Genomic DNA, 15,843 nt, shown 5'->3' with positions numbered 1-15,843 from the left:
ACGCAACAACCATGCAGCTGCTATTCGTCCTGCCGCACTTGGCTGGCCTCATGTTCGCTGACCACGTTCGCCTTGACCGCCTGCCGCGCATTACGCGACTCGCGCCAGAATTGCAGACATACGAAACCGAACACGAACGCGACCGGTAGCATATGCCGTTCGAAATTGTTGGCCGGAGCGGTGATCATCACTCCCATGAGCAGCAGCAAAGGCAAATGCCACGACAGCGAGCGCCACCGTCGCAGCACCACTTCGGCGGCGCCGACCAGCAGCATCAGCGTTACGTACAGGTTGCCGTGCGTCACCCAGCCGATCACGGGAATATTGCCCCATCCTTTGGCGAAACCGGCCACCGCATCGCGCCAATCATGGTTATACAGGTGGATCCACGCATTGCCGCTCTGCACGTAATCGTTGTTCACGTAGTAGTCCATCGACACGTACGGCATGTCGGTCACGTCGAAATAGCCGAAACACTCCGCGAAAAACGCGTCGAGCGCAATCACGGGATTCGCGACGACGATTTCAAGCCATGCCTCGTTGAAGTTCTTCATGTCGTCTTCGGTGACGGTACGCCACTTGTAGCAGACTTTTTTCGATTGGATGCCGGAGGATTTCACCGGGTCGGCGTCCTGCTGGGAGTATGCTTCGGCCATTTGGTCGAGGTTGAAGATGGGGTCGAGCTTTTTCGCCGCGTCCGCCGGAATGCCTTTTGGATTGTATTTGGCGACGCGCGCGATCTGCTGCAGTTGGATACCCCGGCTTTCGATCGGGTCACCGCCGATGATGGCACCCGTGTTGGTGAGGAATATGATGCCGCCATGAATGAGGATGATCGGCAGCAGCAATGTCACAAGATAGGTTTTCCAACGCTTTCGATCATTGATGAGCGCCAGGATCAGAGCGAAGAGAATGATGTACCACGCGTATTTCGCACTGACGAGCATCACGCAGCTTGAGATGGTGAACGCCATGATCGAGCGTTTGCGCAGACGAGTCGGTTTGCCGTTGATGGTAGGCAGCGCTTTGATGTGCGTCATATGCAGTTCGTACCACACGCCGAACCACCATACGAATGCGAAAGCGAACAACGGCGATTTCGTCAGGGAAATCGTGGCGAACACCGCAAGAGGGCACACCATGAAGAACAGAAGTATCACGAATCGGGTTTTCGCACCGGCACGCAGTCTGGAAGGACGTGCCACAACGCCCGCTTCGGGATGCGTGTAATCGCGCATATTCCAGCAATCGTGGCGTTCCGGATGCGAGAAGTCGAATGTGCCGACGCCAAGCCTGCGCCACGGCAGGTTGAAGAATCGGTTGGCGGTCGCCGAACAGCAGAATGCGGCGAATAGCCATTGCAATGCGGCGAGCACCACAATGCCCGCATCGTTGGAGTCGGTGAAATAGCGGGAAACCGACGCCACCGCGCCGTAGAACACGGTGAGCACAACGTTATGCTGGTCGGTCAGGTACGTGGGATTATCCGGCCACATGTAATGCGCGGTCGGGTAGATATCCATGGGCACGAACGAGAAGAAGCCTATATACGGCTGCTTCAGACCCGTCCACTGGTTCAACGCCCAGCTGAATTCTCGGATTTGCGAACGTATGTCGGCGCCGAATGCGGCCAATAGCGTGGTAGGCACCCACAGCCAGCCGGTCACGAACACCAGCATGAGTTTCCACCAGCAGTCGGTGCAACGCGTAAGTTTGCGCCCAAACCATACGATCATCGCATGAAGGGCACGCCCTGGGCGACTGTGCGCGACGTCATGCAGGTGTCGCAACATAATGCCAAGCACAGTGGTGGGCGTTCCTGCGATCTCGTCGCATAGTCTTTCATGCCGACGTACGAAATATCGCGGAAGCACGCGACGGCCGCGTCCGAATCTGACCAGCGCGACGACAATCGAAAACCATACTGCGAAAGCGACCGCCAAATACAGCACGTTCAGCCAGCCGAAGTCGGAAAGTCCGCCACCGAACCAATACAACGGCCCGATGGCGCAACACCACGCCACCCACAGGCATGCCAGCACGGCCAGCGTCCAGCTGAGGAATGTGCCGACCTTTTCGCCACGCTTTCCGGTTTTTTTGACTTCGCTCATAAGCGGCATAATAGCGGCACTCCCCGAATGAGCCTCACCTTGTTGTCACCGCCTGTTCAGCGATTCGTTGGATAGACGGCTACACTTGACACTTATGAACTCCGATCAGGCAGACATTCTCGACCTTCTGGCAGGGCACACCGACGATTCAACTATCGAACGGCTCGCTTTCGAATGCCTGATGACGAATCTTACGGATGATCGCGTCGCCTCGTTGATGAACGTGCTCGGATGGCGCGGAAATTTCGATTGCTTTGCGATTGGCGGCACACCGAAGGTAAGTCCCGCCTCGGCTTCGCTTGTCGCGCGCAATGCGGTGCGTGATTTGGGTGGGGAGCATGCGATCGTCGGCACGTACGGCAGTTTTCTGCTGGTGCTGGTCTGTCAGATGGGGGCCGCCACCGCCGAGGTGACGTGCACGTCTGTCATTTCCGCGTTCAGCGAGGATGAGCCGGTGTATTTGAGTCCGGTACGTTCCGGTGTAGTCGGCGCCTCGCATGTGTTGCGTGAAACCTTGTTCTCGTTGCAGGCCGCTCCCGCTTTGGCTTCGCCGTCCCGCCCGTTGCGTGCCGACGAATTGCTGCCTGAGAGGGCGCTTTTGGGCGATGACTACGCTCGTGAGGAGCTGTATCAGAACGTGTATCGGGTGCTTCATGGCGATAATCCCGACGATCCGACTTTTGTGACGGTTTCCACGTTTTTGAGGAACGGCAGTTCTTTGGAGAACACCGCGAAGGATTTGAACGTGCATCCGAATACGGTGCGCTATCGTTTGAAGCGTGCCGCGGAAACGACTGGTTGGGATGCGACCGATCCGCGCGACGCATACGTGTTGACGACCGCGCTTGCAATCGGCCGTATGCGCGATCGTTGAAATTACTTTTCTGTTTTTAATATCTGTCTGATATCTAGTTTCATTGAAATTCCTTGATATTCAGCGATTGCAGAATCATTATTTATTAAATGAGATGGATAATCACAAGATATATACGAAAAGACCCGCATCTCGCGTTGAGGCAGGATGCGGGTCTTTTGCAAGCTATATAGAAGCTATTTGCAAGCTATATTGCTCAGGCGATGACCGTCGGATCAACCGGGACGCCCGGGTTCATCGTGGAGGTGATGGTCGCCTTGGTGACGTAGCGGCCCTTCACGGTGGACGGCTTCAGACGCTTGATTTCGTCGGCAACAGCCTTGAAGTTCTCGTCGAGAGCCTGCTCGGTGAAGGAGAGCTTGCCGATGAGGAAGCTCAGGTTGCCGTTCTTGTCGACGCGGAAGTCGACCTTGCCGCCCTTGATGTCCTTGATGGCCTTGGTGACATCCATGGTCACGGTGCCGGTCTTCGGGTTCGGCATGAGGCCACGCGGACCGAGCACGCGGCCGAGGCGGCCGACCTTGCCCATCATGTCCGGGGTAGCCACCACGGAATCGAAGTCAAGGAAGCCGTCGGCGACCTTCTGCACGAGATCATCGTCACCGACGATGTCGGCGCCAGCCTCGAGAGCCTCGGTGGCCTTCGGGCCACGGGCGAACACGAGGACCTTGGCGGTCTTACCGGTGCCGTTCGGCAGGTTGACGGAACCGCGGACCAGCTGGTCGGCCTTGCGCGGATCGACGTTCAGGCGCAGCACGGCCTCAACGGTCTGATCGAACTTGTACTCCGGCATGCTCTTGACGAGAGCGATGGCTTCGTTGGCGGTGTAAAGATTGTTGCGATCGATCTTCTCAGAAGCTTCGCGGTACTTCTTGGAACGCTTTACCATTTGTCCCTCTCCTCTCAGTCGGTAACCGTGATACCCATCGAGCGGGCGGTGCCCTCGATGATCTTCATGCCGGCTTCGACGTCGCGTGCGGACAGATCAGCCATCTTGATTTCGGCGATCTCACGGACCTGGGCCTTGGTGACGGAGCCGACCTTGTGGGTCAGCGGGTTTTCGGTACCCTTCTGGATGCCCGCAGCCTTCTTCAGCAGAGCTGCCGCCGGCGGGGTCTTCAGAATGAAGGTGAAGGAACGATCTTCGAAAACGGTGATCTCAACAGGGATGACCTGGCCCATCTTGTCCTGCGTGGCAGCGTTGTACTGCTTGCAGAAGTCCATGATGTTCACGCCATGGGAACCCAGTGCCGGGCCCAGCGGCGGGGCCGGGTTGGCCTTGCCAGCCTGAATCTGGAGCTTGAGAAGCGCCGAGACTTTCTTCTTAGGAGCCATTGTATGGTTCTTCTTTCTGTAGAAGCGGTGGTAGCGGCACCGGAGTAGGTCTCCCGCGTCCGGTTCCTTCCGCAACGTATATTGCTGTGCTGTGCTAGCGGATTCCGTACCCTCATTCAGGCACGCCAAACCCTCCAGACACAAGCCTTCCTATTATGCCCACTTCCCCCAGACAAAAAAAGACCCCGCACATTGCGGGGTCTTTCAAAATCCTTATTACTTACTGAAATTCAATAATGCGTGCGCCTTCACGGCAAGCTGCTCACTCCGCCTACAGACTGTCCACTGGATTGTCTGCTTAACGGCTCAGCGCAGCTAACGCTCCATTATTAAATTCAGGCTAGTTTCTCTACCTGGTTGAAGCCCAACTCCACCGGCGTGTCACGACCGAAGATGGACACGAGCACGGTGAGCTTCTGGGTGGTGGGCTCAACGTCGGAAACGACAGCTGCCATGGTGGTGAACGGACCGTCGGTAACGGTGACCTGATCGCCAACTGCGTAGGAGACTTCGAGGACGCGCTTCTTGTTGGCGGCTGGCTTGTCGCCAGCCTTCTTGAGCGCTTCGGAAGCGATCATCGGAGCCATCATGGAAACGACTTCCTTGCGGCTCAGCGGCGCCGGTTCCTTGGTTGGGCCGACGAAGCCGGTAACGCCTTCGGTCTCGCGAACGATACGACGGGCGTTCTCATCCGGAAGCATGCGAATCAGCACGTAGCCGGGAACACGCACGCGGGTGATGACCTTCTTGCCCTTTTCAGTGTGCTTTTCGACCTCTTCCATCGGCACTTCGATCTGGAAGATCTTGTCTTCCATGCCGAAGCTCGCCACACGGGATTCGACGTTGGTCTTCACGCGCTTCTCATAGCCGGAATAGGTGTGCAGCACATACCATTTGCCCTCGAGGGTGCGCAGGCTGTTGGAGAAGTCTTCGACGGCCTTGGCGCCGGCATCCTGCTCGTCGTCTTCCTCGCCCTCTTCGGACTCGTCGGAAGCGACTTCAGCAGTCGGCTCTGCCTCAACGGTCTCATCGGCAGTTTCCTGAACGCTTTCACCTTCGGCCGGTAGCGCCTCAACGGCGGCCACGGCCTCGAGATCAGCTTCGGGAGCCTCATCGAGGTTGTCGGAAAACACTTCGTCAGTCATGCAGTTTCACCTTCAAGTTGTTGATCAGCCGAAGATCCACAGGGTCAGCTTGCCCAGACCGAAGTCCATGCCGGTGACCAGTGCCATCAGGAGCAGCACGAAGATGAACACGGCGAGTGCCCAGAAGAACAGCTCTTTGCTGGTCGGGGTCACGACCTTGCGGAGTTCGTCGATAATCTGTTTGATGAACAAGCCAATTCGCATGAAGATGTTCGGCTTAATGGCCTTTTCGCTATTCTCTGCCTTCGCCATAATAATCCTCCGCTGAGCTTGTTGCAAGAAGCTTGGCAGGGAAGGCGGGACTCGAACCCACAACCTACGGTTTTGGAGACCGTTGCGCTACCAATTGCGCCACTTCCCTAGGTGTACTCTGCCGTTTCTACTTGCTGGCGAGGATTTTATGCGAAAAACCACGCAAGAAGTAAGCGGCAAAACCGCCAAGTCGAAATAATAGCGGGTATTTGCGACTTAGTCCAACCGGTTTTTGAAGAAACCTTTCAAAACCGCTATTTTCCAACGAAAAAAAGATTCGCACCCGGCATGTCACCGTGGTGCGAATCGTACGAAAAGTTTCAGTCAGGTCAGTATCAGGCTTCGACCCACTGCTTCATGCGTTTCATGCCCTCGACCAAATCGTCGTCGGCAAGCGCATACGAGAATCGCAGGTAGCCGGGAGCACCGAACGCTTCACCTGGCACGGCTGCCACATGGCCTTCGTCAAGCAATGCCGCAGCCAGCTCGGACGTGCTCGCATAGGAGGCCTTGCTTGCACCGAGTGGCTTGTTCAGCAGGGCGCTCACATCGGCGAACGCATAGAATGCACCGGTCGGAGTCGGGCAGTTCACACCCTCGATATCGTTCAGCGCGGCGACGATGGTCTGACGGCGCTTGTCGAAAGCCTCGCGCATCTCGTACACGGCATCGAGCGAGCCGGATACGGCCGCGATTGCGGCGCGCTGGGAGATATTGTTCACGTTGGACGTCATATGCCCCTGCAGCTTGGACGCGGCCTTGGCCACGTCGAGGGGAGCGATCATCCAGCCGACACGCCAGCCGGGCATGGCATACGTTTTGGCCACGCCGTTGAGCACCAGCAGCTGACCACGCACTTCGGGCACTGCAGCGCCGACATACGTGGTTTTTGCGCCATCGTAGTTGAGATGCTCATAGATTTCGTCGGAAATCACCCACACATGATGTTCCACAGCCCATTCACCGATCGCTTTGACGGTTTCCGGCTTCCACACGGCACCCGTCGGATTGTTCGGCGTGTTCACGATGATGGCTTTCGTACGTTCGGTACGCGCTTGTTCGAGATCTTCAAGACTTGGTTCGAAATTGCGGTCGGCGCCGGCGAACACTTCGACAGGCACGCCTCCGGCCAGTTTCACCGCTTCCGGATAGCTCGTCCAATACGGCGTCGGAATGATGACTTCGTCGCCTTCGTCGAGCAGGATTTGGAATGCCGAATACACGGCCTGCTTGCCGCCGTTGGTTACGATAACCTGGTTCGGATCGACTTCGTAACCGGAATCGCGCAACGTTTTTTCTGCGATTGCCTTACGCAGTTCCGGCAAACCTGCCGTTGGAGTGTAACGATAGTTTTTCGGATCCTGCACCGCTTCGGCCGCAGCCGCGACGATCGGAGCCGGAGTCGGGAAATTCGGCTCGCCCGCGCCAAATCCAATGACGTCGATTCCTTCGGCTTTCATCGCTTTCGCTTTGGAATCAACGGCCAGAGTAGCGCTCGGAGCCACGTGGTTAATACGTTCGGAAAGAGTCTGCCAGTCAGCCATAGTCATGCTTGCCATGCTAACTCTCCCACCCGAAAAACAACAGCCTTCGGCACATTTTGATCGATTGTTCTGCTTCCTTTTTCTTTCCTGCATCTGGTGTCCGGCAGGGACTGGCAGATAAATTTTTTAGACTAAGACAAGATTGTCGCGGTGAACTAGGGGGTGGGCGTATTCTTCGCCGAGAAAACGCTTGAGCTGGGCGGTATTACGGCCGAGCATTTGCGGGATCTCTTCGGAGTCGAATCCTACGAGGCCTTTTGCGAGATGCGCTCCCGCTTCATTGTCGATCCATACCGCGTCTCCGGCGGCGAAATTGCCCTTCACTTCGAGCACTCCGGCTGCGAGCAGACTGGCCGCTCCCCCACGTACCGCGTTGGATGCGCCCGCGTCGGCCACCAGAGTACCTTGCGGGTGGGCCGCGAAGCCAATCCATAGGCGGCGCGAAGAGCCACGGTCGTTGATTGGTGCGAATGCGGTGCCGACCGGGTCTCCCATCATGGCCGGGCCTGCGTTCGACGCGCAGGTGAGCACTGCGGGAATGCCGGAAACTGCCGCCACGCGGGCTGCTTCCATTTTGGTGACCATGCCGCCGGTGCCCACATTTGATCCTGTGCCGCCGACCTGCACGTTGGCGAGCGCGTCTTCCACGTTCGGTACGTAGCTGATGCGTTTCGATCCGGGTTCGCTTGGGGGTGCCGTGTAGAGTGCGTCCACGTCGGTGAGGAGTACGAGGGCGTCGGCGACAACGATGTTGGCGATCAATGCGGAGAGGCGGTCGTTGTCTCCGAATCGGATTTCGTTGGATGCGAGCGAGTCGTTTTCGTTGATGATTGGCACCGCGCCCAGGTCGAGCAGTCTTTCGAGAGTGCGTCGTACGTTGCGGTATTGTTGTGGCGCGATGGTGTCGGATACGGTGATGAGGATCTGCCCGACGCGCAGTCCGTAGCGCGCGAAGGCGTTTTCGTATTGTGCCATGAGCAGGCCTTGGCCTACGGCCGCGCATGCCTGCTGGTCAGCCACATCGGTTGGTCGCGCTTCAAAGCCAAGGGGGCCGAATCCGGCTGCAATGGCGCCGGAGGAGACGAGCACCACGCGCCCGCCCATGAGTCGTACGCGTGCGATGGCCGCCACGAGCGCGTTGAGCCGTTCCGGATCGAGGTGGCCGCTTGGCTTGGTCAGCGAGCTGGATCCCACTTTCACCACGATGGTTTGCGCTTCGGCGATGGCTCGGCGCACTTGGGCTTGCGATGGCGTGTTCATGGTTCCTCCAGGCGTTCGAATGGCCGAAAAGAAAACCCGCTGATATGCCGATCGGCACATCAGCGGGCGTATTGCTGCTTCTATTGTTCCACGTTTTCGGATTCGGTGGTTTCGCCGCGTCCGAAGAGGCTGGTTTCGTCGTGTCGGTCGTCATCCACGGAAGGATCGGCCCAGTGTCCGGCCTTGCGCTCGGCCATCATGGCTTCGCGCACGGCCTGGCGTGCGTCCATCATTTCGTGGTATTGGCGGCGGCGTTCCGCGTTGGTGCGGCGCTGAGAACGGCCGTCCTGTTCCTGCAGTCGCAGGTCGACTCCTCGTGCGCCAAGCTGGGCGCCGTCGAGCATTTCCGCACCTGCCGCAATGGTCGGATCCCAATCAAATTCCACGGCTCGCGCACCCTTGCCGATGCGTACTTCGTCACCCGGCTTGGCGCCCTTGTTGCGCAGTTCGTCTTCAACGCCGAGCTTGGCGAGGCGGTCTGCCAGGTAGCCGACCGCTTCGTCGTTGTCGAAGTTGGTTTGCATGACCCAACGTTCCGGCTTGGTGCCAAGCACTTCATACCAGACGTCGCCGTTGCCGGCTTCCTTGCGTTCCACGGTGAAGTCAAGCGCGGTGCCGCCTTCGTCGTTGCGACGGCGACGATTGCGAGGCTCTTCAAGCGGCTTGATGACCACACGCGCCTCTTCTTCGGCCTGTTCGCGTTTGGCGACTTCCTTGCGCATGTCGGAGACCATGGCTGCCAACGCCCAGTTGAGTTCTTTCAAACCTTCATGGGATGCAGTGGAGATGACATACACGTTGAGGCCGAGTTTTTCGAATTCCGGTTTGACGAATTCAGCCAATTCCTTGGCTTCCGGCATATCGACCTTGTTGAGGATGATGATGCGGGGGCGTTCGGGGATTGGGATCGCGCCCAATGGCAGTTCCAGCTTGTCTGCATATTCGGCCAGTTCGTGTTCGAGCGCCTTGTAGTCGCTCATCGGATCACGGTCGGGTTCCAGCGTGGCACAGTCGATTACGTGGGCGATGATTTCGGTGCGTTCGATGTGGCGCAGGAATTCAAGGCCGAGGCCTTTGCCTTGCGAGGCTCCCGGAATCAAGCCTGGCACGTCGGCGATGGTGTAACGCATGTCTCCCGCCATGACCACGCCAAGATTCGGCACGAGTGTGGTGAACGGGTAGTCGGCGATTTTCGGCTTGGCGGAGCTCATGGCGGCGATCAGACTGGATTTGCCTGCGGACGGGAAGCCCACCAAAGCCACGTCGGCGATGGATTTGAGTTCGAGGATGACATCTCGTTCCTCACCCGGCTCACCCAAGAGCGCGAAGCCTGGAGCACGACGTGTGCGGTTGGCCAGTGCGGCGTTGCCAAGGCCGCCGTTGCCGCCGGCCGCCACTACGAACTTGTCTCCGGCGTGGCGCAGATCGGCGAGCTGTTCGCCCGGATGCTTGGGCTTGCCTTGCGGCCCTTTGGCTTCGAAAATCACGGTGCCCACGGGAACTGGCAGAATCAGATCGGCACCTTTGGAACCGTCTTTGGTATCTCCCAAGCCCATGGTGCCGCTTCCAGCCTCACGGTGGGGCATGAAACGGTAATCGAGCAGGCTGTTGGCGTTCTGGTCGGCCATGAAGATCACGGAACCACCGTCACCGCCGTCGCCGCCGTTCGGGCCTGCCAACGGCTTGTATTTTTCTCTACGGATGCCGGCGGAACCGTTGCCGCCGTCGCCGCCCTTCACATGGACGGTCACGCGATCGACGAAATCACTCATGTATCTACCTTAATCGTTTGTTCGAAACGGTCCGATTTATTGTCCGTTCGCAAGTCTGCATGCATGTTCTGCATGCAACGTTACGTGACGTTTGGGACGGACTGGAGGAAAACAATCCTCAGCGATCATCAAAATAAAGAAAAGCCGCGTCCACAACGGGCGCGGCTTTATCTTATAAGCGTTGATTGCGCGTATCTCAGGCGGCGATCACGTCGACGACCTTGCGGTCACGACGAACGCCGAACTGCACGCTGCCGTCCTTGAGGGCGAACAGGGTGTGGTCCTTGCCCATGCCGACGTTCTCGCCCGGGTGGAACTTAGTGCCACGCTGACGAACGATGATGTTGCCGGCCACGACAGCTTCGCCGCCGAACTTCTTCACACCGAGGTATTGCGCGTTTGAATCGCGACCGTTGCGCGAGCTGGACGCGCCCTTCTTATGTGCCATGTCTGTTCCTTTCGGTCCTTGACTCTAACCCTGCGTCAATCAGGCGATAGCCGTGATCTTGACAGCGGTCAGCTGCTGGCGATGGCCCTTGCGACGAGCAACGCCGGTCTTGTTCTTATACTTCATGATGCTGATCTTCGGACCCTTGGCCTCATCGTTGACAACCTCAGCCTTGACGCTGACGTTGGCGAGATCCTTGGCACCGAGGACAACCTTGGAGCCGTCCACAACGAGAGCAACCGGGAATTCCACGGTTTCGCCCTTCTTAGCCTCGAGACGGTTGACGTAGATGACGTCACCGACCTCAACCTTTTCCTGATGGCCGCCGGCCTTCACAATCGCGTACATATCCGTTCCTTTATTAACTTGGAAAGCTTACTGCCCGGCACGTTCGAGCCTCGCGGCCAGACACCAGCAATCTAATCTACACATACCCGCGTACAACCGCAAGTCTGTTCCCGGCGTGTCAGGTTGACAGACCGGAATAATCATTTATTCTTCTATATCTCCTCGCCCAGTTCCGCATTGTTGGCTGCTACAGCCGCCGCCGCGATCTGCGCGAGTTTGGCCTTCACGTCCGGCGAGGAGCCTTTCGGCACCTGCACGTCCGTGCCGTGACCATGCTTGTTGGTTTTGACGAACGGGTCACCGCCCTTCAGGGCGTACGGATCGTCATAATCCGCGGACACGGTTGGCTCGTCGTGAAGAATGAATCCGCGACCCTTGCAGGTCGGGCATTCCTCGGAGAAGGCCTCCACCAAGCCCTGTCCGATGCGCTTTCGCGTCATCTGCACCAGGCCAAGCGAGGTGACTTCGGCCACCTGATGCTTGGTACGGTCGCGGGCCAGGCATTCCACCAGTCTGCGCAACACCAGATCACGGTTGGCCGGCATGACCATGTCGACGAAGTCGATCATCACCATACCGCCGATGTCACGCAGGCGCAGCTGACGTGCGATCTCTTCGGAAGCTTCGAGGTTGCAACGGGTCACCGTCTCCTCAAGGCTCTTGCCGCGGCCGATGAAACGGCCGGTGTTCACATCGATGGTGGTCATGGCTTCGGTGCGGTCGATCACGATCGAGCCGCCCGACGGCAGGTAGACCTGACGTTCCATGCCCTTGCGCAGCTGGGAGTCGATCTGCCACTTGTCGAACACGTCTTTGCCTTCATGTTCGGCCGGATCCCACTTTTCAAGCTTGTCTTTCAAGTCGGGAGCCATGGTGTCGAGGTATTCCTCGATACGGCCGTACACGCGCTCACCTTCAACAATCATCTTGGAGAAGTCATCGTTGAAGATGTCTCGCACCACGCGGATCGCCACGTCCGGTTCGCCTTGCAGCAGCTTCGGACGCTTGCCATGCAGGAATTCGTCACGCTTGGCGGTGATGCGTTCCCACTGGCGCACCAAGCTTTCGAGATCCTTGGTGATCGCCTCTTCGGAAGCGCCTTCTGCAGCGGTACGAATGATCACGCCCATGTCTTTCGGAGCGACCTTCGACACGATGTTCTTGAGGCGGGAACGCTCGCGCTCGCTAAGCTTGCGGCTCACGCCCGTCATGCCACCGGACGGCACGAGCACCAGGAAACGGCCCGCGAGAGTCACCTGCGAGGTCAGTCGTGCGCCCTTGTGCCCAATCGGATCCTTGGTGACCTGCACAAGCACAGGGTCTCCCGACTTGAACGCGAGTTCGATGCGGCGAGGCTGGCCTTCCAAACGTGCGGAATCCCAGTTCACCTCGCCCGCATACAGCACGCCGTTACGAGCCTGACCGATGTCGACGAACGCGGCCTCCATGCTCGGCAACACGTTCTGCACGCGGCCAAGATAGATGTTGCCCACGGTGGCGACTTCCTGAATGTCGGACACGTAATGTTCGACAAGCACATTGTCTTCGATCACGGAGATCTGCGTGTGGCGTTCGCGCTCGCGCACCACCATCAGACGGTCCACATGCTCGCGGCGAGCCAGGAAATCCTGTTCCATGAGCTGGCTTTGGCGGCTACGTTCGCGGCGATTGTCACGGCGACGCTGCTTCTTGGCCTCAAGTCGGGTCGAACCCTCGACATCGGTAATCTCGTCGATGTACTGCTGCTTACGGGAACGGCGTACGAGCGGCTCCTCCTGCTCCTCGGTCTTCGCGCCGCCACGGCGACGGCGACGGCGACGGGTCACCGTGCCCTCTTCCTCATCATCCTCCTCACGGCGACGACGAGACTCACCTTCGACGTTCTCCTGCTGCTGTTCGTCAGCTTCCTCACGATTGCCACGACCACGACGGCGACGACGGGTGCGCGTCGGCTGCTCGTCATCATCATCGTCACCACGATTGCCACGTGTTTCGTCGTCGATAGGCGCGTACGTGATATCGTCGAGGATCAAATCCTCTTCAATCTGCTCGACCTCGGCCGCAGCCCGACGTTCCTGCGCGTTCAAACGACGGGAACGACGGGACTTGCGAGATCCGCCTTCCTCATCGTTTTCCGCATCATCATTACGATTGTCACGATCGTTGCGTTCACTGCGATTGCCTTCGGAACGCTCTTCGTCGGCAACGTCACGATTACGACGGCGACGGCGACGGGTCGGACGGTCCTCATCCTGCGCATCGTCATGATCCCGCATATTGCGATCATTGCGAGATTCACGGGAATCGTCACGATCGTCATCGGACCCGTCACGAGAATCCGCAGCAGACGGCAAAACCGGCTCCTGGAACAGCAGCGACATCATCGGACGCGGATTATGACGGACCTCATGGCCTTCCGGCAACATATCGACCGCATCAAGCGCACGTTCTTCATACGATTCCTCATCGCGGGAATCATCGACGGCACTGCGACGGCGACGACGAGGCATCTCGCCATACTCATCCGCATCTTCAACGGAACGACGGCGACGACGAGGACGATCCTCATCACGCTCATCCTCGACCTGCACCGCGCGGCGGCGACGAGTATGTGTCGACTGCTCATCGGCAATCTCACGAACATCATCGTCGAACTGGGCCGAACGACGACGGCGACGAGACGGGCGAGACACGCCATCGGAATCGCCATCATCACTGGAAACAGCGTCGTCGCCAACACCATGCACAGGCTGCGCAACCGGTAACTTCGGCTCTTCGAACAGCGGGGTCGCGGCATGCTCCTCGACCTTCAATTCCAAAGACGCGCCGGCAGCTCCAACCCCACGCACCACACGACGACCGCCACGACGGCGACGCGGCGCAGAATCGGACTGGGACGATTCGAATTTCACAACATTCACGGCATGCTCAGGCGATGCCGCGGCTTCGACCTGATCGAAGCCCTCATTGATATCAGGCACAATGACTCCTCGACGGCACGCTGCAATCGCGCCGTCCATGCTTAGGCCTCATACGGTTCTCACACCACGCTCTCACCGTGGCCGCGCATCATGGCGCCCGTAGGAAGCAACTTCCGTCAAAAGTCTTCATCATGCGACGGCGGACACCGGCGCTCGCGGGCACACATGAATTTCACGCGAGGGGATCAACGCCATCGGATGCATTGGTGATTTGCAGAACCACCGTCTATAAGTATGGCACAAAAAATAACGGAACATGACATGACGGGAAATTTTCCGACTCCCACGTTCCCCGCCCGCAAATCCCAGGCCCCGTCTGCACAAGTCGCAATCAGGCCTTATTCCCGACTTGTGCAGACACGGGACGAGACTTGCGCAGACAGCAAATGCAGAAATCTGATTATCTCTGATTATCTCTGATTATTTCAATCCAAAGCAAGCAAAATCAGCAAGTCAAGCAGACAGCCGTCAGTCACGAAACGGCTACTTTAGCCAGTCTTCAAGCAGATTGGTCATCAACAGCAAATCCGATTCCGGCAGCTGCTCGTCGTGCTTGTGTGCCAGCAACGGACTGCCCGCGCCTAGATTCACTGCGGGAATGCCCAGCATCGAGAATCGCGCCACATCCGTCCAGCCAAGCTTGGCCAGAGGCTCACGCCCAGTGCGCTCGCGCACCAATTCCACCAGCGACTGCGCGAGCGGCGACGTCAGCCCCGGGCGCGCGGAAGGCGACTCGTCCTTCATTTCAATGCCGAAGCCTTCGAACACGCCGCCCGTGGCAACATGCTCGCCGTTGCCCAATTCCGCACCGGCATCCGCGCCAATCATCAGCGCCTTCGCCTCAGCCAGTGATTTGTCCGGTGCGAAACGGTAGTTGACGTGCACGCGGCATTCGTCGGGGATCACATTCGTGCCTTTGCCGCCTGAAATCAGCGTGGCATTTAGCCCCTCCTGGTACGCGAGGCCATCCACTTCGATCGCACGATTCTCATACGCGTTCAGCCGGTTCAGAATCTCAGCGGCCGCATGAATGGCGTTCTTGCCCATCCATGCTCGCGCCGAATGTGCCGCAATGCCATGCGTGATCACGTCGAAACGCATCGTGCCATTGCAGCCACCTTCAATACCGCAATCGGTCGGCTCGCCAATAATCGCAAAATCGCCGGAAATCCAATCAGGATGCGCCTCGACCACCTTGCGTAGGCCGTTCTTTTCGGCAGCAACTTCTTCATGATCGTAGAACACGTATGTCAGATCGTATTTCGCATCCGTCAACGTGGCCGCCAAATACAGCATCACTGCGTCGGAGCCCTTCATATCGGTGGCACCGCGCCCCCATACCACGCGCTCCTGCTCATGGCCGGCGGCAACATCCTCGCGAATCAACGGATCGCCCGGTTCCAGCCATCGCGGCGGGAAGTTGTCGATCACCGGCACTGTGTCAAGATGCCCGGCGAGAATCACGCGGCATTCACGTCCGAAATGCGTGGACGCAACCAGCGTATCGCCATGCCTGCGTACCGTAAGATGCGCCTGCTTGTTCAGAAACGCTTCGACGGCATCGGTCAACGGCCCTTCGTCGTCGCTCACGGAATAGGATCCCATGATCTGTTCCATCAGCCCGTTCAGCTGCTCCTGCCTGGTGGCGGAAGCGGAAAATCCAATCTCAAGTTCGTTCATACCGCCCATTATCCAGCACCACCGGAACCGACATCGCCGTTCAACAACGCTTTTGAGACGGGTCGGATGTTATCCATATGCATGGTGCAACAC

The 15,843-nt window shown here is 58.3% G+C and carries 13 protein-coding genes and 1 tRNA gene; 1 reads left to right on the top strand and 13 read right to left on the bottom strand.

What is annotated here, in order from left to right:
* Positions 1-20: 20 nt before the first annotated feature.
* Entirely contained in the window at positions 21-2,120 is a 2,100-nt protein-coding gene (locus NBH13_RS03180; protein WP_250778947.1) for a DUF6020 family protein, read from the bottom strand.
* Between the two features lie 85 nt (positions 2,121-2,205).
* Here NBH13_RS03180 and NBH13_RS03175 point away from each other — a divergent pair, with 85 nt between their 5' ends.
* Positions 2,206-2,985, top strand: a complete 780-nt coding sequence (locus NBH13_RS03175; protein ID WP_144164487.1) for a PucR family transcriptional regulator — start codon at positions 2,206-2,208, stop codon at positions 2,983-2,985.
* 196 nt (positions 2,986-3,181) lie between these two features.
* Here NBH13_RS03175 and rplA read toward each other — a convergent pair whose 3' ends face one another.
* The 12 genes from rplA to dapE form a co-directional block, all read right to left on the bottom strand.
* Complete coding sequence (gene rplA / locus NBH13_RS03170) at positions 3,182-3,874, bottom strand: 50S ribosomal protein L1 (RefSeq protein WP_004220116.1); 693 nt, start codon at positions 3,872-3,874, stop codon at positions 3,182-3,184.
* Between the two features lie 14 nt (positions 3,875-3,888).
* Positions 3,889-4,320, bottom strand: coding sequence for a 50S ribosomal protein L11 (gene rplK / locus NBH13_RS03165; protein WP_022245020.1), 432 nt, complete (start codon positions 4,318-4,320; stop codon positions 3,889-3,891).
* A gap of 335 nt (positions 4,321-4,655) precedes the next feature.
* The gene (nusG, locus tag NBH13_RS03160; RefSeq protein WP_099594873.1) at positions 4,656-5,465 is read right to left on the bottom strand and encodes a transcription termination/antitermination protein NusG; all 810 of its coding nucleotides are present in this window, start codon (positions 5,463-5,465) and stop codon (positions 4,656-4,658) included.
* Between the two features lie 24 nt (positions 5,466-5,489).
* Positions 5,490-5,717, bottom strand: coding sequence for a preprotein translocase subunit SecE (gene secE, locus NBH13_RS03155; protein ID WP_144164485.1), 228 nt, complete (start codon positions 5,715-5,717; stop codon positions 5,490-5,492).
* Positions 5,718-5,750: 33 nt separating this feature from the next.
* Positions 5,751-5,826: transfer RNA gene (locus NBH13_RS03150), tRNA-Trp, on the bottom strand.
* A gap of 226 nt (positions 5,827-6,052) precedes the next feature.
* Positions 6,053-7,276, bottom strand: a complete 1,224-nt coding sequence (locus tag NBH13_RS03145) for a pyridoxal phosphate-dependent aminotransferase (RefSeq protein WP_144164483.1) — start codon at positions 7,274-7,276, stop codon at positions 6,053-6,055.
* Between the two features lie 111 nt (positions 7,277-7,387).
* Positions 7,388-8,521 carry a glutamate 5-kinase gene (gene proB / locus NBH13_RS03140; RefSeq protein WP_250778945.1) on the bottom strand — a complete coding sequence of 378 codons (1,134 nt, stop codon included), beginning with the start codon at positions 8,519-8,521 and terminating at the stop codon, positions 7,388-7,390.
* Between the two features lie 80 nt (positions 8,522-8,601).
* Positions 8,602-10,293 (bottom strand): GTPase ObgE, encoded by a 1,692-nt coding sequence (gene obgE, locus NBH13_RS03135; protein ID WP_250778943.1) that lies wholly within the window; start codon positions 10,291-10,293, stop codon positions 8,602-8,604.
* 196 nt (positions 10,294-10,489) lie between these two features.
* Positions 10,490-10,741, bottom strand: coding sequence for a 50S ribosomal protein L27 (gene rpmA, locus NBH13_RS03130; protein ID WP_099571017.1), 252 nt, complete (start codon positions 10,739-10,741; stop codon positions 10,490-10,492).
* Positions 10,742-10,780: 39 nt separating this feature from the next.
* Positions 10,781-11,089, bottom strand: coding sequence for a 50S ribosomal protein L21 (rplU, locus tag NBH13_RS03125; protein WP_003836136.1), 309 nt, complete (start codon positions 11,087-11,089; stop codon positions 10,781-10,783).
* 152 nt (positions 11,090-11,241) lie between these two features.
* Positions 11,242-14,109, bottom strand: a complete 2,868-nt coding sequence (locus NBH13_RS03120; RefSeq protein WP_284702961.1) for an Rne/Rng family ribonuclease — start codon at positions 14,107-14,109, stop codon at positions 11,242-11,244.
* Positions 14,110-14,553: 444 nt separating this feature from the next.
* Positions 14,554-15,750, bottom strand: coding sequence for a succinyl-diaminopimelate desuccinylase (dapE, locus tag NBH13_RS03115; RefSeq protein WP_502801757.1), 1,197 nt, complete (start codon positions 15,748-15,750; stop codon positions 14,554-14,556).
* Between the last annotated feature and the right edge of the window lie 93 nt (positions 15,751-15,843).

It is taken from the genome of Bifidobacterium intestinale (assembly GCF_023656765.1).
Taxonomy (GTDB): domain Bacteria; phylum Actinomycetota; class Actinomycetes; order Actinomycetales; family Bifidobacteriaceae; genus Bifidobacterium; species Bifidobacterium hominis.
The sequence above is the reverse complement of the archived record's forward strand: the minus strand, read 5'-3'. Positions and strand labels throughout refer to the sequence as shown.

What these genes read in the sequence shown, in the direction of transcription:
- NBH13_RS03180 (WP_250778947.1), bottom strand. Translation starts at nt 2,120, where the DNA reads ATGCCGCTTATGAGCGAAGTCAAAAAAACCGGAAAGCGTGGCGAAAAG.
- NBH13_RS03175 (WP_144164487.1), top strand. Translation starts at nt 2,206, where the DNA reads ATGAACTCCGATCAGGCAGACATTCTCGACCTTCTGGCAGGGCACACC.
- rplA (WP_004220116.1), bottom strand. Translation starts at nt 3,874, where the DNA reads ATGGTAAAGCGTTCCAAGAAGTACCGCGAAGCTTCTGAGAAGATCGAT.
- rplK (WP_022245020.1), bottom strand. Translation starts at nt 4,320, where the DNA reads ATGGCTCCTAAGAAGAAAGTCTCGGCGCTTCTCAAGCTCCAGATTCAG.
- nusG (WP_099594873.1), bottom strand. Translation starts at nt 5,465, where the DNA reads ATGACTGACGAAGTGTTTTCCGACAACCTCGATGAGGCTCCCGAAGCT.
- secE (WP_144164485.1), bottom strand. Translation starts at nt 5,717, where the DNA reads ATGGCGAAGGCAGAGAATAGCGAAAAGGCCATTAAGCCGAACATCTTC.
- NBH13_RS03145 (WP_144164483.1), bottom strand. Translation starts at nt 7,276, where the DNA reads ATGGCAAGCATGACTATGGCTGACTGGCAGACTCTTTCCGAACGTATT.
- proB (WP_250778945.1), bottom strand. Translation starts at nt 8,521, where the DNA reads ATGAACACGCCATCGCAAGCCCAAGTGCGCCGAGCCATCGCCGAAGCG.
- obgE (WP_250778943.1), bottom strand. Translation starts at nt 10,293, where the DNA reads ATGAGTGATTTCGTCGATCGCGTGACCGTCCATGTGAAGGGCGGCGAC.
- rpmA (WP_099571017.1), bottom strand. Translation starts at nt 10,741, where the DNA reads ATGGCACATAAGAAGGGCGCGTCCAGCTCGCGCAACGGTCGCGATTCA.
- rplU (WP_003836136.1), bottom strand. Translation starts at nt 11,089, where the DNA reads ATGTACGCGATTGTGAAGGCCGGCGGCCATCAGGAAAAGGTTGAGGTC.
- NBH13_RS03120 (WP_284702961.1), bottom strand. Translation starts at nt 14,109, where the DNA reads ATGGACGGCGCGATTGCAGCGTGCCGTCGAGGAGTCATTGTGCCTGAT.
- dapE (WP_502801757.1), bottom strand. Translation starts at nt 15,750, where the DNA reads ATGAACGAACTTGAGATTGGATTTTCCGCTTCCGCCACCAGGCAGGAG.